This window comes from Pseudomonas sp. EMN2, assembly GCF_009650555.1.
Classification (GTDB): Bacteria; Pseudomonadota; Gammaproteobacteria; order Pseudomonadales; family Pseudomonadaceae; genus Aquipseudomonas; species Aquipseudomonas sichuanensis.
In genome coordinates this window covers 1-22,869 of record NZ_VZZR01000017.1, presented here as the reverse complement: position 1 = coordinate 22,869, position 22,869 = coordinate 1, and the positions used below count along the sequence as shown (strand labels likewise).

General features: G+C 64.1%; 21 protein-coding genes. 11 read left to right on the top strand and 10 right to left on the bottom strand.

Annotated elements, in window-relative coordinates:
- Positions 1-122: 122 nt before the first annotated feature.
- Both F6X61_RS06785 and acpP read left to right on the top strand, forming a co-directional pair.
- A complete protein-coding gene (locus tag F6X61_RS06785) occupies positions 123-407 on the top strand; it encodes a hypothetical protein (protein WP_153785945.1) in 285 nt (94 codons plus the stop codon).
- 10 nt (positions 408-417) lie between these two features.
- Complete coding sequence (gene acpP / locus F6X61_RS06780; protein ID WP_153785944.1) at positions 418-657, top strand: acyl carrier protein; 240 nt, start codon at positions 418-420, stop codon at positions 655-657.
- A 230-nt stretch (positions 658-887) separates the two neighbouring features.
- On the opposite strand, the gene F6X61_RS06775 is transcribed toward acpP, so the two are convergent.
- Both F6X61_RS06775 and F6X61_RS06770 read right to left on the bottom strand, forming a co-directional pair.
- Positions 888-1,211, bottom strand: coding sequence for a multidrug efflux SMR transporter (locus tag F6X61_RS06775; RefSeq protein ID WP_153785943.1), 324 nt, complete (start codon positions 1,209-1,211; stop codon positions 888-890).
- Positions 1,212-1,290: 79 nt separating this feature from the next.
- Entirely contained in the window at positions 1,291-1,746 is a 456-nt protein-coding gene (locus tag F6X61_RS06770) for a carboxymuconolactone decarboxylase family protein (protein WP_153785942.1), read from the bottom strand.
- A 205-nt stretch (positions 1,747-1,951) separates the two neighbouring features.
- Here F6X61_RS06770 and F6X61_RS06765 point away from each other — a divergent pair, with 205 nt between their 5' ends.
- Together F6X61_RS06765 and F6X61_RS06760 are read left to right on the top strand one after the other, a co-directional pair.
- A complete protein-coding gene (locus tag F6X61_RS06765; RefSeq protein WP_153785941.1) occupies positions 1,952-3,382 on the top strand; it encodes a PLP-dependent aminotransferase family protein in 1,431 nt (476 codons plus the stop codon).
- Between the two features lie 196 nt (positions 3,383-3,578).
- The gene (locus F6X61_RS06760; RefSeq protein WP_153785963.1) at positions 3,579-4,178 is read left to right on the top strand and encodes a TIGR00730 family Rossman fold protein; all 600 of its coding nucleotides are present in this window, start codon (positions 3,579-3,581) and stop codon (positions 4,176-4,178) included.
- 464 nt (positions 4,179-4,642) lie between these two features.
- On the opposite strand, the gene F6X61_RS06755 is transcribed toward F6X61_RS06760, so the two are convergent.
- From F6X61_RS06755 to F6X61_RS06740, 4 genes are all read right to left on the bottom strand, one after another.
- Positions 4,643-5,050, bottom strand: coding sequence for an ACT domain-containing protein (locus tag F6X61_RS06755; RefSeq protein ID WP_153785940.1), 408 nt, complete (start codon positions 5,048-5,050; stop codon positions 4,643-4,645).
- A gap of 148 nt (positions 5,051-5,198) precedes the next feature.
- On the bottom strand, positions 5,199-6,578 hold the full coding sequence (locus F6X61_RS06750) for an APC family permease (protein ID WP_153785939.1): 1,380 nt from the start codon (positions 6,576-6,578) through the stop codon (positions 5,199-5,201).
- Positions 6,579-6,724: 146 nt separating this feature from the next.
- Positions 6,725-8,107 (bottom strand): aspartate aminotransferase family protein, encoded by a 1,383-nt coding sequence (locus tag F6X61_RS06745; protein ID WP_153785938.1) that lies wholly within the window; start codon positions 8,105-8,107, stop codon positions 6,725-6,727.
- A gap of 196 nt (positions 8,108-8,303) precedes the next feature.
- Entirely contained in the window at positions 8,304-9,677 is a 1,374-nt protein-coding gene (locus F6X61_RS06740; RefSeq protein WP_153785937.1) for an MFS transporter, read from the bottom strand.
- A 487-nt stretch (positions 9,678-10,164) separates the two neighbouring features.
- Between F6X61_RS06740 and quiC the strand changes: the two genes are divergently transcribed.
- Positions 10,165-12,072 (top strand): 3-dehydroshikimate dehydratase QuiC, encoded by a 1,908-nt coding sequence (gene quiC / locus F6X61_RS06735; protein ID WP_153785936.1) that lies wholly within the window; start codon positions 10,165-10,167, stop codon positions 12,070-12,072.
- Between the two features lie 174 nt (positions 12,073-12,246).
- Entirely contained in the window at positions 12,247-12,909 is a 663-nt protein-coding gene (locus tag F6X61_RS06730; RefSeq protein ID WP_153785935.1) for a TetR/AcrR family transcriptional regulator, read from the top strand.
- An 82-nt stretch (positions 12,910-12,991) separates the two neighbouring features.
- Here F6X61_RS06730 and F6X61_RS06725 read toward each other — a convergent pair whose 3' ends face one another.
- Positions 12,992-13,840 (bottom strand): shikimate dehydrogenase, encoded by an 849-nt coding sequence (locus F6X61_RS06725; protein WP_153785934.1) that lies wholly within the window; start codon positions 13,838-13,840, stop codon positions 12,992-12,994.
- Entirely contained in the window at positions 13,837-14,283 is a 447-nt protein-coding gene (aroQ, locus tag F6X61_RS06720; protein ID WP_110995939.1) for a type II 3-dehydroquinate dehydratase, read from the bottom strand. Before aroQ ends, F6X61_RS06725 begins: the two co-directional genes overlap by 4 nt.
- Positions 14,284-14,596: 313 nt before the next feature.
- Here aroQ and F6X61_RS06715 point away from each other — a divergent pair, with 313 nt between their 5' ends.
- The 4 genes from F6X61_RS06715 to F6X61_RS06700 all read left to right on the top strand — a co-directional run bounded on the left by F6X61_RS06715 (position 14,597) and on the right by F6X61_RS06700 (position 21,485).
- The gene (locus F6X61_RS06715) at positions 14,597-15,799 is read left to right on the top strand and encodes a TolC family protein (RefSeq protein WP_153785933.1); all 1,203 of its coding nucleotides are present in this window, start codon (positions 14,597-14,599) and stop codon (positions 15,797-15,799) included.
- Positions 15,800-15,913: 114 nt separating this feature from the next.
- Positions 15,914-17,140 carry an efflux RND transporter periplasmic adaptor subunit gene (locus tag F6X61_RS06710; protein ID WP_153785932.1) on the top strand — a complete coding sequence of 409 codons (1,227 nt, stop codon included), beginning with the start codon at positions 15,914-15,916 and terminating at the stop codon, positions 17,138-17,140.
- 15 nt (positions 17,141-17,155) lie between these two features.
- Positions 17,156-20,308: an efflux RND transporter permease subunit gene (locus tag F6X61_RS06705; protein WP_153785931.1), complete on the top strand. Its 3,153-nt coding sequence runs from the start codon at positions 17,156-17,158 to the stop codon at positions 20,306-20,308.
- Positions 20,309-20,552: 244 nt separating this feature from the next.
- Complete coding sequence (locus F6X61_RS06700; protein ID WP_153785930.1) at positions 20,553-21,485, top strand: DNA-3-methyladenine glycosylase; 933 nt, start codon at positions 20,553-20,555, stop codon at positions 21,483-21,485.
- On the opposite strand, the gene F6X61_RS06695 is transcribed toward F6X61_RS06700, so the two are convergent.
- On the bottom strand, positions 21,460-21,690 hold the full coding sequence (locus F6X61_RS06695; RefSeq protein ID WP_110995934.1) for a DUF6555 family protein: 231 nt from the start codon (positions 21,688-21,690) through the stop codon (positions 21,460-21,462). The two genes, F6X61_RS06700 and F6X61_RS06695, sit on opposite strands and share 26 nt — an antisense overlap.
- Positions 21,691-21,998: 308 nt before the next feature.
- On the opposite strand from F6X61_RS06695, the gene F6X61_RS06690 reads away from it, so the two are divergent.
- The gene (locus F6X61_RS06690) at positions 21,999-22,256 is read left to right on the top strand and encodes a DUF1652 domain-containing protein (protein ID WP_125463799.1); all 258 of its coding nucleotides are present in this window, start codon (positions 21,999-22,001) and stop codon (positions 22,254-22,256) included.
- 75 nt (positions 22,257-22,331) lie between these two features.
- Here F6X61_RS06690 and F6X61_RS06685 read toward each other — a convergent pair whose 3' ends face one another.
- A complete protein-coding gene (locus tag F6X61_RS06685) occupies positions 22,332-22,619 on the bottom strand; it encodes a hypothetical protein (RefSeq protein WP_153785929.1) in 288 nt (95 codons plus the stop codon).
- Positions 22,620-22,869 lie beyond the last annotated feature (250 nt).

The window sequence follows — 22,869 nt, the reverse complement described above, 5'->3', positions numbered from 1 at the left end:
GCATAAGTAGCGAACAATCATCGTGAATGGGTCTGGCCGCCTGTGATTTTTGACAGTAGTCAGTCGCGCTGCGCACTCAGTACGCTCAAGGTCGAATGCACCGCTCGCAAAGGAGCACGATCATGACAAGGGCTGAGCTTGACAAGTTTGTACAGGTAAAGATCGATGAGAAGGCCAACATCATCCTGGATGAACGGGTGAAGCATGATGATGCCGCATTTGGCGAGTTGAAGATTTATTTCTGTGTGCGGCGAATTATGAACGGCAAGGCGAGTATGGAAGATATCGGTGTGCTGCATGCCGTCAATGACTTGATACAGGCGATGGGTATCCTATCTCCCAACGAGAGCCTTGGTTCGAAGCTAAAACCTCAGTTTCCCGTGCCATGGCTCTATAAAAGGGTATGAGGAGGTGAGTATGAGTGGTGATATTGAGCAACGGGTAAAGGAAATAGTTGCGAAACACCTGGGCGTAACTGAGGAAGAAGTTAGAAGTAATTCCAGTTTTGTCGATGATCTGGGAGCGGACTCGCTAGACAGCGTGGAACTGATGATGGCGGTGGAAGAGGCGTTCGGGTTAAATATTACTGACGAAGACGCTGAGAAGTTAACGACCGTTCAAAAAGTAATTGACCATGTCGCAGAAAATATATCTTGAAACAACGACACAACAGCCGGTTGGAATAAGACTGTGTGAGCCCGTCTCAGAACGCGGCACTCGGGTGCTCGGTCACACATGGAGCCGAGCACCCACCCCGTGATTCAATTGCTGCTGAAACTGGGTGGGCAACCTTTGACTGGCCGGGCGCAGCCTCGGTACTGGGTGGAAAGCGCGGAAGGCGGGCAGCAGAGTAGGGAAGCGGGCGGCCGTGACGGCTGAAGAGCGCTTCAGTTTGTTCCCGTAACCAACTTCAGCCCAGCAACACCAGCGATAATCATCAGCATGCAGAGCAGCCGCAATGGCGTTATTGCCTCGCCCAATATCGCCATGCCGAGGGCTGCGGTGCCTGCTGCGCCGATACCGGTCCAGACCGCATAGCCAGTCCCTACAGGCAACGTACGTAGCGCCAGTGAAAGCAGAAACACGCTCGATATGCCGGCGGCTAAGGCAAACAGGCTAGGCAATAGACGCGTGAATCCTTCAGACCCCTTCAAACAGAAGGCAAATGCAATTTCGAGAACTCCGGCAATTGCCAGTAGTGCCCATGCCATGGGTGACGACTCCGTATCAGGTCTCGCCAGGTGATGTTGGCCGTGCGAGACGTATTGAAGGTGTTGATGTGATGCCCGTTTACACTCGGTTGACGCAATCAGGCGTCGAACGGAACGCCACACCGAACCGGTTGAACGCGTTCATCAAGCCGATGGCGTAGGTCAGGTCCGCCAGCTCCTTGTTGTCGAATTCGGCTGCCGCTTCAACGTAGTCGGCATCGGGAATGCCAGTCTCGGCAACTCGGGTAACGGTTTCGCCCCACGCGAGTGCAATGCGTTCGCGTGACGTGAACATTGAGCCGGCGTCACGCCATACGGGGACCATGAGCAGTTTTTCAACGGTGACACCGAGCTTGAGCAGGTCACGTGAATGCATGTCGATGCAGAACGCACAGCCATTTAGTTGCGAAACCCGCAGGTAGACAAGGTTGACCAGTTCTACAGGCAGGCTGCCTTGTTGCAAGGTGGCGTAAACGTCTGTGAATGCCTTGTAGCCTTCGAAAGCAGCGTTGGAGTAATTGATGCGTTGAATCATTGGAAGACCGTTCGTGGTTGATTGGACGGCTCCATGGTGCGACGACTTGGACCACTGCCAAAGGTCCAAGAAACGGGTCCTGTGTTAGGCCATGACGCCGATGGAAAGCGATGACATGGTCTGGTCAGACTTTGCATTCATGGCTCATCGGTGTGGGGCGTAACAGGTGTAAGGTAGTGGGCCGGGCCTCATCAGGAATACAGACGTGAGAGCAGCCAAAGCCCAGCCTGGCCAGCGCTTGTCCCCGCTCGACCCAAGCTCCAGCGAGCCAATTTACCGGCAGATTTACTGGCGTTTTCGGCATGCGATTACTGACGGCGCACTCAGGCCCGGGCAGCGTGTCCCGGCGGTCCGGGCATTGGCCAAGGAACTCGGGTTGGCGCGCGGCACAGTCGATACCGCTTACTCACTGCTGAGCGCGGAGGGCTATTTCCAGTCGCGTGGCCAGGCCGGCACGGTCGTGGCGCTCGGGCTCAAGGTCAGAACGACGCCCGCACCCGTGCAACCCAGTGATAGCTCGGGTAGTGACATCTCAATTCGGCCCAAGGCATCGATTCTCCCGTTTCAGATGGCGCTGCCCGCACTGGATGCCTTTCCGCGAAAAATCTGGGCGCAGTTGGGGGCGCGTTGTGTGCGAACGACCCGTATCCACGACATGGCCAATCCCTCGGTTTTTGGCCTGGACTCGTTACGTTCGGCGATCGCCAGCTACCTGCAGATTGCGCGAGGGATTACCTGCCTGCCCAGGCAAGTGTTTGTCACTTCGGGCTATCGCACCACCCTGGCGCTGGTCAGCCATGCCTTGCTTGAGCCGGGGGATCAGGTGCTGATTGAAGATCCCGGTTATCCGCCCACGCGTCAGTTGCTGGAGCACATGCACATGCAGATTGCTCCTGTCCCGGTTGACCATGACGGGATGCGGGTAGCCCAGGGTATTGATGCTTGGCCACACGCCCGTGCGGCGGTCGTCACGCCGGCCCATCAAAGCCCGCTCAGCGTTGCGTTGTCACTGCCGCGACGCCTGGAACTGCTGGAGTGGGCAACCCGGCAACAGGCCTGGGTGATCGAGGACGACTACGATGGCGAATACCGTTACATCAGTCGGCCATTGCCCGCGCTCAAGAGCCTGGACCAGGATGGACGGGTGCTCTATACCGGCACGTTCAGCAAAGTCCTGTTCCCCGGTATTCGCCTCTCGTACCTGGTGGTCCCCGCGGCCTTGGTCGAACCTTTCGAACAGGCCAGCCAGACCTTTCTGGGTGGTTGTCCGGAGCTGACTCAGGCCATCGTTGCGACCTTCATGAGCGAAGGTCACTTCGCTCGTCATATCCAGCGCATGCGCAAGCTCTACGGTGAACGGCGCGAGGCAGTGGCGAAGGGGCTCAAGCAGGCCCTGGGTGATCACATCAGCCTCGATGCGCAGCCGGGAGGCATGCATTTGATAATGCGCCTGACACAGCCGCAGTCCGACCGTGCGCTGGCCGAACGCCTGCTGCAAGCGGGGCTGTACGCCGAGGCCCTGAGCGATTGTTGCATCGCCACCCAAAGCCATAGCGGACTGATGCTCGGCTTCGCCAACATCGATTCGCAAGCCAGCGCCGAACAGCTTGGGAAACGCGTTCTGGCGCTGCTCTAGTCAGCTATCGCTACAGGTGGTCATGGCCCAGCCCGAGGGAAGATTCTTGGCTCTTTGTCGCGGGGCCCAGCGACTGCACCATACGGATCCTGTCCTCATCTACACACATGGATCACATGAACATACTGCACGCGCTGGTTTTCCCGTCACCATCGAGTTACAGCCTGAATCGCCTCCAGCAGGAAGCAATACGATGATGAGAGCTCCACTGCGAAGCATTGCGGTATTCACGGGCTCCAACCACGGTTTCAACCCCGCTTATGCTGATAGCGCTCGCGCGTTGGGCCGTGAGATCGCCAGGCGCCGCCTGCGCCTGGTCTACGGTGGCAGCGACAAAGGCCTGATGGGCGTAATAGCCGATAGCGTGCTCGCCGAGGGCGGCGAAGTCGTCGGCATCATCACCCGCTTGTTGTTTGAACTCGGCCATATGCATCAACGACTAACGCGATATGAAGTGACCGATGACATGCGCACGCGCAAAGCCCGCATGAGCGAGTACGCCGATGCATTCATTGCCTTGCCCGGCGGCCTTGGAACCTTCGAGGAGTTGTTTGAAGTGGCAACGCTGACCCAACTTGGCGAGCACCACAAAGGCGTGGCTTGCATGAACATCGAAGGCTTTTTCGAACCGGTGCGCCATCTGTTCGATCATGCCGTGGCGCAAGGATTCATGAAGGCCGAGCACAGTGAGATGCTGATCTATCACACGGATCCATCGGTGTTGATCAACGCACTGGAGCAGTGGCAAGCCCCGACGGTGAACAAATGGATTGGGCCTGCACTCAAGCCAGCCTAGGTCTTGAAATTTTTCAGGGGGCTGGCAATGTTGCTCCCAATTTCGCCAGCCCTCTTTTTAACTTGGCTCAAGCTGGGTTCGGCAGGTTACACAGCGATGAAATGGGCTCTCTACCTGCACAGCTTCGAGCATTAAATGCGGTGTGCCGTGTAAAGTGGCGGCAGTCGACCCGAAGCTGCCGATGAAGCTGGCAGTGATTCTGTAGGAGCGGGCTTGTCCCGCGAAGAGGCCGGCCCGTGAAAAGGAGTAGCCTGGCACGGGCTACGCCCGTGTTCGCGGGGCAAGCCCGCTCCCACAAAGATCACCTTCGTCACGAATGGCCGCGTTGGTTCGTTTAGCGCCTCTGGATCGGGCTGACTATCCTTGTCCTCCCTCACCACCGCGGCACCTGCTTCGCGGGTAAACCCGCTCCCACAGGATGCGCGTCGCGCCAATAGGTAAACCGCAATCACCATGGCTGAGGGCTAACTGGATTCGCCTGCGCGAGATAAGGCATGGAGGACATCCATGGCTTTGGCGGCATCATCCTTGGCTACGAAAATGTGATCATGGTAGAAGGCTGCGATCACGTTGCAACTGATGCCAGCTTTTCCAAGTGCGGTCGCGAATGCGGCCGTCAAACCCACCGCATCAAGCGCCGAGTGGATCGTGAGCGTGATCCAAGCTGCCACAAAACTGTACTCAAGGCCCAGTGCATCAGCGCGTTCGCGCTCAATGATTGCAGTGAGGCCTTCTTTTTCGCGGAAAGTACCAAGCACATCGGTACCCTGAAGCGCGCAAGTGTCCGCCACTGTGCAGAACACAAAGTCGCCTTCATTGAGGATTGGGCTCATGCCGCGGAGCAGAGCTGAGATCGATTTTTCCCCTGACATAAGGTTTCTCCCGTTTGAAAGACGGCAGTGTGCATTTCAGCGGGCCATTAGTTTAATCAATTCTCCTCATTGTTGATTAGTTCTACTTATGCGAGAAAACAAAAAGGAGCACAAATGTGCTCCTCTCGAGTTTCACCAATCCAACCCCTCACTCCGCCATCTGCAACGCCGGCAACTTGACCCGAAACGCCTTGGTAATCCCCAGCAGACACAGGAACCCCAACGCCATCCAGCTCAAGCCGATCATGAACGACATGCTCGACAGGCTGGTCCACAACCAGATGGTGGTCAGAAAGCCCAGCGCCGGAATCGCGCCATACAGCAGCCAGTTGCGGCCCCCGCGCAGTTTCTGGTCCACCAGGTAGTGCTTGACCACCGCCAGGTTCACCGCCGAGAAGGCGAACAGCGCGCCGAAGCTGATCATGTTGGCGACGGTGTCGAGGGTGATGAACAGGGCGATCAGCGACAGCAGGCTGACCAGCATGATCGCGGTGGCGGGCACGCGCTTCTTGGTGACCAGGCGGCCGAACACCTTCGGCAGTGCGCCGTCGCGGCCCATGGCGAACAGCACCCGTGACACGCTGGCCTGGGACACCATCGCCGAAGCGAAGCAGCCGGCCACGTACGTGGCGGTAAAGGCAGTGACCATCAGCTCGCCGCCGACGCGGCGCATCACGTCCAGCGAGGCGGAGTCCGGGTCTTTGAAGATGGCCCACTCGGGGAACACCATCTGCGCACACCACGACACGATCAGGAACAGCAGGCCGCCGACCAGGGTCACCGCCATGATCGCCAGGGGGATGCGGAACTTGGGATTGGCGGTTTCCTCGGCCATGGTCGACACCGCGTCGAAGCCCAGGAACGACAGGCACAGCACCGCCGCGCCGGTCATGATCAGCGGCATGTCGAAGCCTTCATGGTGGAACGGCTTGAGCAGCGAAACCGGCTCGGCCTGGGCGCCCATATTCTGGATCGACAGGCCGACGAAGACCACGATGAATACCAGTTGGGCCACCACCAGCACGCAGTTGACCCGGGTGATGGATTCGATGCCGATCAGGTTGAGGAAGGTCACCAGGGCGATGGAGCCGAGCACCCAGACCCAGGCGTGCACGGCGGGGAAGTACTCGGCCATGTAGATGCCGATCAGCAGGTAGCTGAGCAACGGCAGGAAGATGTAGTCGAGCAGCAAGGTCCAGCCGGCCATGAAGCCGAAGTAGCTGCCGAAGGCCTTGCGGGTGTAGGTGTACACCGAACCGGAGAACGGGTGGGCCTGGACCATGCGGCCGTAGCTGTAGGCGGTCAGCAGCATGGCGGCGAGGGTCAGCAGGTAGGCGGTGGGCAGGTGGCCCTTGGTCATCTGGGTGACCAGGCCGTAGGTGGTGAATACCGCCAGCGGCACCATGTACGCCAGGCCGAACAGCACCAGGGCGGTCAGGCCCATGGACTGCCGGAAACGCCCGCTTGCGCTGGCCTGGGATGGGGAAGGGTGGGCATGAGCATCGGCTGTATTTGTTGTTGTATGCATTGCGAACTCCTGGAAATTGACGACAGGACGCCGCGGTACGCGCGGGGCGCGTACCGTCTGGAGAGCTTTACTTGAGGCGGGGCGGCCGGGGCCGTGCACGTGCACGCAAGCCGCCCACCCTGGTTGGGGTGGGCGGCGGGTTCAGGTCAGAGCTTGCCGACCAGGCGTGCGGTGCGGTCGACGGCGATGCGGGTCTTTTCCACCAGCTCGTCGAGTTCGCTGCGGGTGGCGATCAGGGCCGGGGCCATGATCATGCGGCCAAGGGTGGAGCGAATGATCACGCCTTCTTCGAAACCGAAGGTGCGGCACTGCCAGGCCAGGTCGTTTTCGTTGGCGAAGCGCTTGCGGGTGGCCTTGTCTTCGGCGAACTGCAGGGCGCCCAGCAGGCCGGTGCCCTGGATATCGCCGATCAGCGGGTGGTCGGCGAAGGTTTCGCGCAGCAACTGTTGCAGGTAGGGGCCGGTGTCGTCCTTCACCGTGCCGACGACGCCTTCGTCGCGCAGGGCCTTGAGGTTGGCCACTGCCACCGCAGCGGCCACCGGGTGGCCGGAGTAGGTCAGGCCGTGGGCGAACACGCCGCCGCGCTCCACCAGGGCCTCGGCGATGCGCTTGCTCAGCACCAGGCCGCCCATGGGCACGTAGCCGCTGGTCAGGCCCTTGGCGATGGACAGGGTGTCGGGCTGGAAGCCGAAGTATTCGTGGGCGAACCATTCGCCGGTGCGGCCGAAGCCGCCGATGACTTCGTCGGCGCACAGCAGCACGTCGTACTGGCGGCAGATGCGCTGGATTTCCGGCCAGTAGCTCTCGGGCGGGAAGATCATGCCGCCAGCGCCCTGGAACGGCTCGGCGATGAAGCCGGCGACGTTCTCGGCGCCCAGTTCGAGAATCTTCTCTTCCAGTTGCAGGGCGCAGCGCTTGCCGAACTCGGCCGGGGTCAGCTCGCCGCCGGCGGCGTACCAGTAGGGCTCATCGATGTGGGCGATGTCGGGAATCAGCCCGCCCATCTCGTGCATGAACTTCATGCCGCCCAGGGCGGTGGCCGCCAGGGTCGAGCCGTGGTAGCCGTTCCAGCGGCCGATCATGATCTTCTTCTGCGGCTGGCCGACCACCTGCCAGTAACGGCGCACGGTGCGGATCAGCACCTCGTTGGCCTCGGAGCCGGAGTTGGTGTAGATGGCGTGGCTGTAGTGGCCCGGCAGCAGGCTGAACAGCAGCTCGGACAGCTCGATCACCGCCGGGTGGGTGGTGTGGAAGAACATGTTGTAGTAGGCCAGCTGGTCCATCTGCGCGGCGGCGGCGGCGGTCAGGTCGCGGCGGCCATAGCCAAGCTGGGTGCACCACAGGCCGGACATGCCGTCGAGATAGCGTTTGCCGTCGTTGTCCCACAGGTTCAGGCGCTCACCCCGCACCATCACCCGCGGCCCTTCGGCGTTCAGGGCTTTCTGGTCCAGGAACGCATGGATGTGGTGGGCGGCGTCGGCCTGCTGGTAGTCCTGGGTCTGGCGTTGCGGTGCGAAGGGAGCATTCATGGCTTTTTCTCTTTCTTGGAAGTCGCGCAAGGGGGATGCAATCGGGGGCAGGTCCTCTGCTTGAACGGGCGCCGGTCCTGGGCCCTGGGGTTGGAGAAATGCTCCCACACCCGCGCAATCGCCGAAATCACCCGTTTTGGTGAGTGGCGCGTGTTCCAAGGGGATAGCAAAAGGGCCGCTGAGCGGCCCTTGGTTGTTAGTGAGTGAACGCCTTCAAACTGCCCTTGCGGCTGGCTTCATAGGCTTCGCGCTCCATGGGCTGGGCCTGCGGATTGCCCAGATCCTCCATGGCCAGGCGGTGCGTCTCTGGCGCCAGGTACGCGGCAAAGGCGCACACGCAGGTAATGAAGAACGCCAAGCCACCGACCACCATCGGGATGTTGTCCGAGCCCGGTGGCGCCACCATGGCGAACAGCGCCGGCAGCATGGCGGTGAGCATGGTGCCGATGTTCTGCGCGATGGCCATGGCCGAAACCCGGTAGCGGGTCTGGAACAGCTCTGGGTAGAAGCTTGGGAACACTGCGTTGTAGCCCTGGTAGACCATGCCCCACATGACGATCGAGGCGACGAACGCCAGCGGCACGTTCTGGATGCTGATCGCGTACAGGTAGACGAAGGCCAGCAGGCCCGAGCCCAGGCAACCGGCGATCATGGTCGGGCGGCGGCCGATCTTGTCGGAAAGGTTGCCGACGAAGGGGATCACCAGCACCGCGACGATGTTGCCCACCACCGGGATCCACAGGTACACGCTCTTGTCGAAGCCGATGCCGTAGGCCGGCTGCACCGCGTAGGCCGCGCCGAAGATGGTGGCGACCACCGGGATCACGTTCATCAGGGCCATGAACATCACCAGCACCATGTGCTTCCAGCTGTGGCGGAAGGCTTCGCTGATTGGCGACTTGGCCACCTTGTCCTGTTTTTCTTCCTGGACGAAGGCCGGGGTCTCATGCACCTCTTTGCGGATGATGAAACCGGCGATCAGCACCACGGCGCTCATCAGGAACGGAATGCGCCAGCCCCACTCGTTGAACGCGTCGCTGGGCATGAAGTAGGCCAGTGGCAGGAACACCGCCGCCGCCATTACCTGGCCGGCCTGCACGCCCTGCAGGGTAAAACTTGCGTAGTAGCCGCGGCGGCCGAAGGGGGCGTGCTCCATGATCATCGAACTGGCCCCGGAGATCTCGCCGGCCACGGCGAAGCCCTGCACCAGGCGCAGCACCACCAGCAGCGCCGGGGCGAGCAGGCCGATGTCGTGGTAGGTGGGCAGCAGGCCCACGGCCATGGTCGACAGGCCCATCAGGAACATGCACAGCAGCAGCACGTTCTTGCGCCCACGGGTATCACCCCAGTGGCCGAGCACGAAGGCACCCACCGGGCGCGCCAGGTAGCCCACGCCGTAGGTGGCCAGCGAGGCGATGATGGCCATCTTCGGGTCGGTGTTGGGGAAGAAAATCTGCGGGAAGATCAGCGCCGCGGCCTGGGCATAGATGAAGAAGTCGTAGTACTCGAGGGCAGAGCCGATCCATCCGCTGGCGGTGGCTTTCTTGGCTTGGGAACTTGAGTGGGCCATGTTGTCTCCGTTGTTCTTGTCAGGGGCCGGTGGTCAGCGCGCGCGGGGCACGGCAACGGGGCTATGGGGAGAAGACGAACGAGGCGATGCGGGTCGCAGGGCGAGGAAGCTGAGCATAGGTCGGTACCCGTTTTATTGAACTTATTATGTGGTGACGTTGGGCTGTACAGCGCAGGTTCCGCCGAACGACCGGCGTGGCAGCAAGAAAGGCCGGCGGGCCTGCGACTGGTGTTCATGGTTGTTCACGGGGCGGGGTGAATCAATTCGTCGAAACGGGTTTTGTTCGGTAATCGAACAAAAACTAACTGTTTCGTACAAAGTGCATTGCCGGGGCGACTTTACCTGCGAATAATCGATCGTGCCAGCTGATCGCGGGGCAAGTCGCATCGGCGCACCGCCGCTCCCACGCCACCGCTTCAACTGCGTGGGAGCGGGCTTGCCCCGCGATGAGTTCAATTCACCCCGCCAATAACAAGGAACACCCGCCATGCAGCGTTCGATCGCCACCGTGTCCCTCAGCGGCACCCTGCCAGAGAAACTCGAAGCCATCGCCGCCGCGGGCTTCGACGGCGTCGAGATCTTCGAAAACGACCTGCTGTATTACGCCGGCAGCCCCCGTGAAATCCGCCAGATGTGCGCCGACCTGGGGCTGGCCATCACCCTGTTCCAGCCATTTCGCGACTTCGAGGGCTGCCGTCGCGACCGCTTGCACAAGAACCTCGACCGCGCCGAACGCAAGTTCGACCTGATGCAGGAGCTGGGCACCGACCTGGTGCTGGTATGCAGCAACGTGCAGCCCGATGCCCTGGGCGATGAGCAACTGCTGGTGGACGACCTGCGCCTGCTGGCCGAGCACGCCGGTGACCGTGGCCTGCGCATCGGCTACGAGGCCTTGGCCTGGGGCCGCCACGTCAACACCTACCAGCAGGTGTGGAACCTGGTGCGCCAGGCCGACCACCCGGCGCTGGGGGTGATCCTCGACAGCTTCCACACCCTGTCGCTCAAGGGCGACCCGAGCGCCATCCGTGACATCCCGGGCGACAAGATCTTTTTCGTGCAGATGGCCGATGCGCCGATCCTGGCCATGGACGTGCTGGAGTGGAGCCGGCATTTCCGCTGTTTCCCGGGGCAGGGCGAGATGGACCTGGCCGGTTTCCTCGCGCCGATCCTGGCCACGGGATACCGTGGGCCGTTGTCGCTGGAGGTGTTCAACGATGGTTTTCGCGCCGCGCCCCCTCGGCAGAATGCCGCCGATGGCCTGCGCTCGCTGCTGTACCTGGAAGAAAAGACCCGCCTGCAGCTGGCGCGTGAGGCTCGGGCCGTCGAACCGGGCGTGCTGTTTGCGCCGCCTGCCGCCAGCGCCTACGACGGCGTGGAGTTTCTTGAGTTTGCGGTCGACGAGGCGGTCGGCGCGCGCCTGGGCGTGTGGCTCAAGCGCCTGGGCTTCGCCGAGGCCGGCGCGCATCGCAGCAAGGCCGTGCGCCTGCTGCGCCAGGGCGATATCAATATCGTGCTCAATGCCGAACCCTATTCGTTCGCCCACAACTTCTTCGAGGCCCACGGCCCGTCGCTGTGCGCCACCGCGTTGCGGGTGAAGGACGGCCAGGCGGCGCTGCATCGCGCCACCGCCTACCGCGGCCAGCCGTTCCGTGGCCTGGTCGGCCCCAACGAGCGGGAGATCCCGTCCGTGCGGGCGCCGGATGGCAGCCTGCTGTACCTGGTAGAGCCCGAAGGCGCAGGCCTGAGCATCTACGATACCGACTTTTGCCTGGAGCAGGGCGTCAGCGCCAGCGGCGGCCTGCAGCGCATCGACCATATGGCCCTGGCGCTGCCCGCCGAGGCGCTGGACAGCTGGGTGCTGTTCTACAAGAGCGTGTTCGATTTCACCGCCGATGACGAGGTGGTACTGCCTGACCCCTATGGCCTGGTCAAGAGCCGCGCCCTGCGCAGCCACTGCGGCACTTTGCGTGTGCCGCTGAACATCTCCGAGAACCGCAATACCGCCATCGCCCATGCGCTGAACAGTTATCGCGGTTCGGGTGTGCACCATATCGCCTTCGACTGCGACGACATCTTCCGCGAAGTGGCCCGGGCCAAGGAGGCCGGGGTGCCGTTGCTGGAGATCCCGCTGAACTACTACGACGACCTGGCGGCGCGCTTCGATTTCGACGATGAGTTCCTGAGTGAACTGGCGTACTACAACGTGCTGTACGACCGCGATGCCCAGGGCGGCGAGCTGTTCCACGTGTACACCGAGCCGTTCGAAGGGCGGTTCTTCTTCGAGATCCTGCAGCGCAAGGGTGGCTATGCCGGCTACGGCGCGGCCAATGTGGCGGTGCGCTTGGCCGCGATGGCCAAGGCGCGTAGCGGGGCAGGGCGCAAGCCGGTGTTGTGAAGCATCGCGGGGCAAGCCCGCTCCCACGCCACTGTCTCAACTGCGTGGGAGCGGGCTTGCCCCGCGATGAGGCCTGATGGGTCAAACCTGACCACCCGACCAACAGCGCGCTTCCCTGCGCCGCTCGGCTCACGGATAATCCGGCGGATTCCTACAATGAGCCTGTGAGTCGGTATGAGTGATTCGGTAGTCCAGCCAGAAGCCGAAGGGGTGCGCAAAACGCGCAAGAACAACCCGGAGAAGACCCGCGAGAACATTCTCCAGGCCGCCATCACCGAGTTCGTCCAGCAAGGCCTGGCCGGCGCGCGGGTGGACGCCATCGCCGAGCGCACCGCCACTTCCAAGCGCATGATCTACTACTACTTCGGCAGCAAGGAGCAGCTGTACGTCGAGTGCCTGGTCAAGCTCTACGGCGATATCCGCAAGACCGAGCACAGCCTCGACCTGGAGTCGTTGGAGCCTGAGCAGGCGATCCAGCGCCTGGTGGAGTTCACCTTCGATCACCACGCCAACAACGTCGATTTCGTGCGCATTGTCTGCACCGAGAACATTCACTACGGCGAGTACGTCAAGCAGTCGCCGGTGATCCGTGAGATGAGCAGCATGGTGCTCGATGCGCTGGGCAAGATCCTCGCCCGTGGCGTGCGCGAAGGCGTGTTCCGCCCGGGGATCGAGGTGATCGACCTGCACATGCTGATGAGTTCGTTCTGCTTCTACCGGGTGTCCAACCGTCACACCTTTGGCGATATCTTCCAGATCGACCTGTCGGACGAGCAGGTCAAGCAGCGCCACAAGCAGGTGATCTGCGAGGCGGTGATGCGCTACATCAAGGCTTGATCGCGTAACGCCCATCGCGGGGCAAGCCCGCTCCCACACCAGCCAAGACAGCGTGGGAGCGGGCTTGCCCCGCGATGGTTCCTCATTCAAAACTGGCGAAATGCGCCTGCATGCGCTCGGCATCGGCCGTGCGCCCGCTGAACAGTTCGAACGCCTTCACCGCCTGGAACACCGCCATGGTGCCGCCATCCAGCGTGCGGCAGCCCAGGGCCCGGGCATGGCGCAGCAGTTCCGTCTCCAGCGGGAAATAGATGATCTCCGCCACCCACAGCCGGGCATGCAGCAGCGTGGCCGGCAGGGGCATGCCCGGCAGCTTGGTCATGCCCACCGGCGTGGTGTTGACCAGGCCATCGGCCTCGGCCACTGCGCAGGCCAAGTCGCTGCCGAGGACGGCGCGGCCGGCGCCGAAGCGTTGGGTAAGGTTGTCCACCAGCGCCTGGCCCCGGGCAGCGTCCACCTCGAACAGCACCAGCCGCTCGACCCCTTCGGCCAGCAGCGCATGGGCCACCGCCGAGCCCGCACCACCGGCGCCCAGTTGTACCACCAAGCGTTTGGCTACATCCGGAAGACCGCGCCGCAGGCCCTCGGCGAAGCCCAGGCAGTCGGTGTTGTGGCCGACCCTCTTGCCGTCACGCAGCACCACGGTGTTCACCGCGCCGATACCCCTTGCCTCGTCCGACAGTTCGTCGAGCAAGGGCAGGATCGCCTGCTTGAACGGGAAGGTGATGTTGAGCCCGGTGAAGCCGGTGCGTTCGGCCGCATCCAGCAGCTGGGGCAGGGCGCTGTCGTCCACGCCCAGTCGGTCGGCGTCGATCAGCCGGTACAGGTAGCGCAGCGCCTGGGCATCGCCTTCGTGTTCGTGCAGCGCCGGGGTGCGCGAGGCCTGGATGCCACGGCCGATCAGGCCGGCGAGGATGCCTGGAGTGCTCATGCCTGCTCCTTGAAGTGCGCGCCGAAGTACGCCAGGGCCATCTTGTAGCCTTGGCTGCCGAGGCCACAGATCACGCCGACGGCGATGCTGGAGACGAACGACAGGTGACGGAACGGTTCGCGCTTGTGCACGTTGGACAGGTGCACTTCGATCACCGGCAGTTCGCTGGCGATCAGCGCGTCGCGGATGGCGACCGAGGTGTGGGTCCAGGCGGCGGGGTTGATCAGGATGCCGTGGCAGCGGCCACGGGCGGCGTGGATCCAGTCGAGCAGTTCGCCTTCGTGGTTGGTCTGGCGAAATTCCAGCTCCAGGCCCAGTTCAGCGGCACTGGTGGCGCACAGGTTGGCCAGGTCGGCCAGGGTTTCGTGGCCATACTGGGCCGGTTCGCGGGTGCCCAGCAGGTTCAGGTTGGGGCCGTTGAGCACGAGGATTCGGGGTGTCATGGCGGGGTATCGCTTTGTTGTTTTTGGATACCTTGAGTTTTGTACTACCCGGTTAGTTTCGTCAAATGGCTGGTTTGGAAAATGGGCGATTATCGGACTGGGTGGGGCTGGAATGGGTTCGCCGGGGTTTTTGCTGCGCCTATGAGATCGAGCGCTGCAAGGCTGTCGCCCTACACCTGGTGGCCCACCTACGATCCAGGCCAGGCCCCCCGAAATTACAAAATTGTAATCTTCACGCCACCCCCCCGATAACCACCGCTCCCTACAGTCCCTCGCCAACGTATTCCGCCGCGCGTCGACGAGGACTCAAGCCGTGCCCATCCCCCGCAAGATCGCCTTGCTCTGCCTGTTGCTGGCCGGCCCAGCCAGCGCCCAGGGCCTGAGCCTGGACCAGGCGCTCGCCGCCGCCTTCGCCGAAAACCCCGAACTCGCCGCCGCCGGCCGCGAGATCGGCATTGCCGAGGGCGAGCGCCGCCAGGCCGGGCTGATCCCCAACCCAGAGCTGTCCTGGGAGGTCGAGGACACCCGCCGCGATACCAGCACCACAACCGTCACCCTGAGCCAACCGCTGGAACTGGGCGGCAAGCGCGGGGCGCGCATCGACGTGGCCGAGGCCGGCCAGACGGTCGCCCAACTGGAACTTGAGCGCCAGCGCAATGGCCTGCGCGCCGACGTGATCCAGGCCTTCCACGCCGCCCTGCGCGCACAGACCGCGCTAGAGCTGGCGCAGCAGTCCCAAACCCTGACCGAGCGCGGGCTGCGGGTGGTGCAAGGGCGGGTCAAGGCCGGCCAGTCGTCACCGGTCGAGGCCACCCGCGCCCAGGTGCAGTTGGCCCAGGCCGAGGCGGCGGTGCGCCGTGCCCGTACCGAGCGCAGCGTGGCCTGGCAGTCTCTGGCGCGGCTGACCGGCAGCGCCCAGGCAGGCTTCGACAGCCTCGACGGCACCACCCTGTCACCCGGCCCGGCACCCCAGGCCGAGCAGTTGCTGGGCAAGGTCGAGCAAACCGCCGACTGGCGCCTGGCCGCGGCGCAGATCGAGCGCGGCGAGGCCAGCCTGGGCTCGGAGAAGGCCAAGCGCATCCCCGACCTGACCGTCAGCGTCGGCAGCCAGTACAGCCGCGAGGACCGTGAGCGGGTCAATGTGGTGGGGCTGTCGATGCCGCTGCCGCTGTTCGACCGTAACCAGGGCAACGTGCTGGCCGCTTCGCGCCGCGCCGACCAGGCCCGCGACCTGCGCAATGCCGTGGAGCTGCGCCTGCGCAGCGATACCCGCAGTGCCCTCGACCAGTGGGCCACGGCCATGGGCGAGGTGCAGGCCTACGACCGCACCATCCTGCCGGCGGCGCAGCAGGCGGTGGACACCGCGACCCGAGGCTTCGAAATGGGCAAGTTCGCGTTTCTCGATGTGCTCGACGCCCAGCGCACCTTGATCGAGGCGCGCGGGTTGTACCTCAAGGCGCTGGCCTCGGCCACCGATGCCCGGGCCCAGGTGGAGCGCATCTACGGCGAGCTTTGAGCCGCAGCCCATCGCGGGGCAAGCCCGCTCCCACGCAAGACAGCAGCGTGGGAGCGGGCTTGCCCCGCGATGGGCCCGAATTGCAACTGACGATTTCCCCCAGCAGGAGCCTCCATGACCAACCCCCGCAAACTCGCGATCCTCGCCGCAGCCCTGGCCGCCCTCGGCCTCGGCGGCCTGGCCTGGACCGGCACCCTCGGCCAGGCCTCCAGCAGCCAGGCCCAGCACGATGACCATGGCGAAGAAGACCACGGCCATGCCGAAGCAAAGGACGATGGCCACGGCCATGGTGCGTCCGAAGGTGAAAGCCACGCCGAAGAAGAGGGCCAGTTGCACCTCAGCGCCGAACAGATCCAAGCCGCCGGCGTGCAGTTGGTCACCGCAGGCCCGCAAACCCTGGGCACCGCCATCAGCTTCCCCGGCGAGATCCGCTTCGACGAAGACCGCACCGCCCACGTGGTCCCCCGGGTACCCGGCGTGGTCGAGTCGGTGCATGCCGACCTCGGTCAGGCGGTCAAGCGCGGCCAGGTGCTGGCGGTGATCGCCAGTCAGCAGATCTCCGAGCTGCGCAGCGAGCAGCAGGCGGCCCAGCGCCGTCTGGAACTGGCACGCCTGACCTTCGAGCGCGAAAAGCAGCTGTGGCAGGAGCGCATCAGCGCCGAGCAGGACTACCTGCAGGCCCGCCAGGCCCTGCAGGAGGCCGAGATCGCCGCCGCCAACGCCGGGCAGAAGGTCGCCGCCGTGGCGCCGGCCGGCAAGGGCAACCGCTATGAGCTGCGCGCGCCGTTCGATGCGGTGGTGGTGGAGAAACACCTGACCGTGGGCGAAGTGGTGGACGAGACCAGCAACGCCTTCACCCTGTCTGACCTGAGCCGAGTCTGGGCCACCTTTGCCGTGGCCCCGCGCGACCTGGACAAAGTGGTCAGCGGCCGTGGCGTGACCGTCAGCGCACCGGACCTCGGCGCCCAGGTGCAAGGCAAGGTCAACTACGTCGGCAGCCTGCTGGGCGAGCAGAACCGCGCCGCCACCGTACGCGCTACCCTGGCCAACCCCAATGGCGCCTGGCGCCCGGGGTTGTTCGTCAACATCGCCGTCACCGTCGAGCGTTTCGACGCGGCCGTGGTGGTGCCTGAAGCGGCCCTGCAAACCTGGGAAGAGCAGACCGTGGTGTTCGCTCGTACCGAGGAAGGCTTCGAGGCCCGCCCGGTAAAACCAGGCCGTCGCGATGGCGGCCAGGTGGAGATCCACGAAGGGCTCGCCGCCGGTACCCAGGTGGCTGCCGCCGGCAGCTTCGTCCTCAAGTCCGAGCTGGGTAAAGGCTCGGCCGAACACAGCCACTGACCGGGAACGCCTGACATGTTCGAACGCCTGATCCAGTTCGCCATCGAGCAACGCCTGGTGGTGATGCTCGCCGTGGTGCTGATGGCCGCCGTGGGCATCCACAGCTACCAGAAACTGCCCATCGACGCGGTGCCCGACATCACCAACGTCCAGGTGCAGATCAACACCGCCGCGCCAGGTTACTCACCGCTGGAAACCGAGCAGCGCATCACCTTCGCCATCGAAACCGCCATGGCCGGCCTGCCGGGCCTCAAGCAGACCCGCTCGCTGTCGCGCTCGGGGTTGTCGCAGGTGACGGTGATCTTCGATGACAGCACCGATATCTTCTTCGCCCGCCAGCTAGTCAACGAGCGCCTGCAGGTGGCGCGTGAGCAACTGCCCGAAGGCATCGAGGCAGCCATGGGGCCGATTTCCACCGGCCTGGGCGAGATATTCTTGTGGACCGTGGAGGCCAAGGACGGCGCGCTGAAGGACGACGGCACGCCCTATACCGCCACCGACCTGCGGGTGATTCAGGACTGGATCATCAAGCCGCAGCTGCGCAACGTGCCGGGCGTGGCCGAGGTGAACAGCATCGGCGGCCATGCCAAGCAGTACCTGATCGCGCCGGAGCCCAAGCGCCTGGCGGCCTACAAACTCACCCTCAACGACCTGATCGCGGCACTGGAGCGCAACAACGCCAACGTCGGCGCCGGCTACATCGAGCGCAACGGCGAACAGCTGCTGATCCGTGCGCCGGGCCAGGTGGCTTCGGCCGAGGACATCGCCAACATCGTCATTTCCAGTGTCGATGGCACGCCGATCCGCGTCAGCCATGTGGCCGAGGTGGGCCTGGGCCAGGAGCTGCGCTCGGGCGCGGCCACCGAGAACGGCCGTGAGGTGGTCTTGGGCACGGTGTTCATGCTGATCGGCGAGAACAGCCGCACCGTGTCCCAGGCCGTGGCCGCCAAGCTGGAGGAGATCAACCGCAGCCTGCCCAAGGGCGTGGTGGCGGTTACCGTGTACGACCGCACCAACCTGGTCGAAAAAGCCATCGCCACGGTGAAGAAGAACCTGATCGAAGGCGCGATCCTGGTGATCGCCGTGCTGTTCCTGTTCCTGGGCAACATCCGCGCGGCGCTGATCACCGCCATGGTGATCCCGCTGTCGATGCTGTTCACCTTCACCGGCATGTTCAGCAACAAGGTCAGCGCCAACCTGATGAGCCTCGGCGCCCTGGACTTCGGCATCATCGTCGACGGCGCGGTGGTGATCGTCGAGAACGCCATTCGCCGCCTGGCCCACGCCCAGCAGCGCCATGGCCGCATCCTGACCCGTGCCGAGCGCTTCCATGAAGTGTTCGCCGCCGCCCGCGAGGCGCGTCGGCCGCTGATCTACGGGCAGTTGATCATCATGGTGGTGTACCTGCCGATCTTTGCCCTGACCGGGGTCGAGGGCAAGATGTTCCACCCCATGGCCTTCACCGTGGTGCTGGCGCTGCTGGGGGCGATGATCCTCTCGGTGACCTTCGTGCCGGCGGCCATCGCGCTGTTCGTTACCGGCAAGGTCAAGGAAGAGGAGGGCGTGGTGATGCGCGCCGCGCGCCGCCGCTATGCCCCGGTGCTGGACTGGGTGCTGGGTCGGCGCAACCTGGCCTTTGCCGGCGCCGCCACCCTGGTGCTGCTGTCGGGCGTGCTGGCCAACCGTATGGGCAGCGAGTTCATCCCCAGCCTCAGCGAGGGCGATTTCGCCCTGCAGGCCCTGCGTGTGCCGGGCACCAGCCTGTCGCAGTCGGTGGACATGCAGCAGCGCCTGGAAAAAACCATCATCGAGCGGGTACCGGAAGTGGAGCGGGTGTTCGCCCGTACCGGTACCGCGGAAATCGCCTCCGACCCGATGCCGCCGAACATCTCCGATGCCTACGTGATGCTCAAGCCGCGCGAGCAATGGCAAGACCCGGGCAAACCGCGGGATGAGCTGATCGCCGAAGTGCAACGCGCCGCAGCCAGCGTGCCGGGTAGCAACTACGAGCTGTCGCAGCCGATCCAGCTGCGCTTCAACGAGCTGATCTCCGGGGTGCGCAGCGATGTCGCGGTGAAGGTGTTCGGTGACGACATGGAAGTGCTCAACCGCACTGCCGCGCAGATCGCCGCCGGCCTGCAGCAGGTGCCGGGGGCCTCGGAAGTGAAGGTCGAGCAGACCACCGGCCTGCCGGTGCTGACCATCGACATCGACCGCGACAAGGCCGCACGTTACGGCCTGAACGTGGGCGACGTGCAGGACGCCATCGCCATCGCCGTGGGCGGGCGCAGCGCCGGCACCCTGTACGAGGGCGACCGCCGCTTCGACATGGTGGTGCGCCTGCCCGAAGCCCTGCGCACCGATGTCGACGGGCTGTCCAGCCTGTTGATCCCGGTGCCCGCCAGTGCCGCCAGCGGCGCCACGCAGATCGGCTTCATCCCGTTGTCCCAGGTGGCCACCTTGAACCTGCAACTGGGCCCCAACCAGATCAGCCGCGAGGACGGCAAGCGGGTGGTGGTGGTCAGCGCCAACGTGCGCGGCCGTGACCTTGGCTCGTTCGTCGAAGAGGCGTCGCAGGCGCTGATCGACAAGGTGCAGATCCCGCCGGGCTACTGGACCCGCTGGGGCGGCCAGTTCGAACAGTTGCAGTCGGCCGCCGAGCGCCTGCGGGTGGTGGTGCCGGTGTCGTTGCTGCTGGTGATGGCGTTGCTGTTGATGATGTTCAACAACCTCAAGGACGGCCTGCTGGTGTTCACCGGTATCCCGTTCGCCCTTACGGGCGGCGTGTTGGCGCTGTGGCTGCGGGATATCCCGCTGTCGATCTCGGCGGGGGTGGGGTTCATCGCACTGTCGGGGGTGGCAGTGCTCAATGGCCTGGTGATGATCGCCTTCATCCGTAACCTGCGCGAAGAGGGCCGAGGGCTGCGTGCGGCGGTCGAGGAGGGCGCGCTGACCCGCCTGCGCCCGGTGCTGATGACCGCACTGGTGGCGTCGCTGGGGTTCATCCCCATGGCCTTGGCCACCGGCACTGGCGCCGAGGTGCAACGGCCGCTGGCGACCGTGGTGATTGGCGGCATCCTGTCGTCCACCGCGCTGACCTTGTTGGTGCTGCCAGCGTTGTACCAGTGGGCGCATCGGCGGGATGAGGAGGTCGAGGTTCGATCCTGACGAGGGCTCGCCATTAGGTTGGGCAGCGCGCATGATGACCCCTCGTCGCCGGTTTGCCGGCCCATAGGCACAGCGCAGTTTTTGAGGGGCTTGTGGGGCAACCGTCTGGTGTTGCCCTCAAGGCCCGATCGCTGGCAAGCCAGCTCCCACAGGTACAGCGCCAATCCCCTGTGGGAGCTGGCTTGCCAGCGATTGGGCCACGCAACAGCCCCGAAGGCTGCCTGTCAGGACTTATCGACCTCCCATGACCCGCCTTTCTTCTATCCACGCCGTCCGCCGCGCCCTGCGCCCGGGCGGTGTGCACCTGCTCTGGCTGCGCTACCAGCCGCCCTATCACTGGCCCTCGACCCAGGCGTTCCTGGCTGCGCGCTGCATCCCCGGTATCGAAACCTTCATAGATGGCGTGTACCGGCGCAGTTTCGTCCATTGCGGGCGGCAGGGCGTGCTGGAAGCGACCCCGGTAGCAGGCCCCTGGCTGCAGGTACGTCTGCATCACGTAGCGCCGGCGCTGTTGCCGGGGTTGATCGCACGCCTGCGCCGGGTCTACGACCTGGATGCGTGTCCTGCACAAATCGTCGCCGGGCTGGCCGGTGATGCGCTGATGGCCGGGCTGCTCGCCGCGCGCCCCGGTTTGCGAGTACCCCAGGGCTGGGATGCGTTCGAACAGGCCATGCGCACGGTGCTCGGCCAGCAGATCAGCGTGGCCGGGGCGATGACTTTGGCCGGGCGCCTGGTGGCGCGGCATGGGGCGTTGCTGCAGGTGAAGGCGGCGGCGCTGAGCCATGTATTTCCATCGGCCATGGCCGTGGCAGCGGCTGAACTCGAAGGGCTGGGTATGCCACGGGCGCGGGCGGCAACCCTCGGCACCCTGGCCAGGGCGTTGCTCGAGCAGCCTAACCTGCTGCACCCTGGGCAAACCCTGGACGCGGTGCTCGCACGTTTGTGCAGCTTGAAGGGCATCGGCCCGTGGAGTGCCCACTACCTGGCCCTGCGCCAGGTGGGGGCCAAAGATGCTTTGCCGTTGGGCGATGTGGCACTGGTCAAGGCCCTGCGCCTGCTGGAGGGGCCGCAGGCGCTGCTGGCCGAGCGGGCCTTGGCCTGGCGGCCATGGCGCGCTTATGCGGCGCAGCACCTGTGGGCATCGTTGGCGCTCACTGGCCCGACTGGCGCCAGCTGACTTCGCTGATGCCGTAGCGCTCGGCCATCGGCCGGCTGACTTTGCGGATCTTCTCGCGGTCGTAGCGACCGATACGACCCACACCGGCATCGCAACTGGCCCAGTGCCAGGCCTCGGCGTTGTCCATCCGCTCGGCGCGGATGATGAACGTCTTGTGCTGGCCGTGCAGTGCGTAGTCGATCACGTAGAGTTTGGCGTCGATCATCGGGGTTCCTTTGGTCAAGCGGGTCCATGCCTGATTGTGGGAGCCGCCCCAGGGCGGAAAAGTTTTACCCGATGCGGGTGACTGGGGACGAACGGTCATGTGCCTGCCATCTGTCGCCAAGTTGCCGTCATTGATCGAACCCTGCCTGCAGGGTGGTTTTCTTCCACTAAGGTGCTAGAGGATCTTGCGCGTCATCATTGCCCGGGCGAATGGACCAACCCCAGGGCATGGGCAATATCAATTGGCACTGCGCCGGTTTACGGCGTAACCACACACAACAGGCCATCCAGCATAGAGAGGGTCGTACCATGTCGTTGATAGGCGTTTCGATGCTTGAGATGCGGCAAATGATCGAACAGGGCTGCCTGCCCGATCACTGTGAGGTGAGCTGCCCGGACGGCGAACACCTCACCATCCGCCTGAGCCAGGGCGACAACCTGGGAGAGTGCTTCACCACCGAGGTGTCGGTGGCCAGCCTCAACAGTTGCCGTGACCTGGTGGCGCTGGTGGCGCAGCTCAAACAGCACCACCACGCGCAAGCGCAGACGTTCAAGGCTATCGCCTGAGGGCGTCGTGCCCGGTCGGCCCAGGTGTGCTGACCGGGCGCTGTTCAGGCGGTTTCGCCGCCATTGAACAACGCCTTATTGCAACTCGAGCAGCAGATTCAACCCACCATCACCGCACCGACCTTGCTCGCGGACCACGCCGCGGTAGTTGCGGCCATCCCAGACAAACGCCACGCTGTGGGCGCGCTCGACCTTGTCCGGCAGCGGCGGGCAGATATGCAGGCGCAACGCAGGGCGGCCTTGCAGGGTGAGGGCGGCGAGTTGTGCCTGGCATTCGACGCTCGAGGCCACCGGGCCGAACAGGGTGTCGCGGACGTAATCCAGTTGCAGGCAGGCATTGGGTGCGCGGCAGGGCATCTTCATGGCGCTGCGGGAGAGCAAGTGAGCATGGCAGGGCTCCTGGCGAAAGATGGCGAGGCATCAAACGTTGGAGGCCAGAAAGGGGGCGATGTTCAAACCATGACGAGGGAAATTTTGCCGTTGTCGATCCCTCTGTGGGAGCGGGTTTACCGGAGTGCCGGACCACCGCGAAGCAGGCGGCGCGGTGGATGGCACCGGCTGCGCCGGTGTTCGCGGGCAAGCCCGCTCCCACAGGGACTGCGCCAGATTTTAG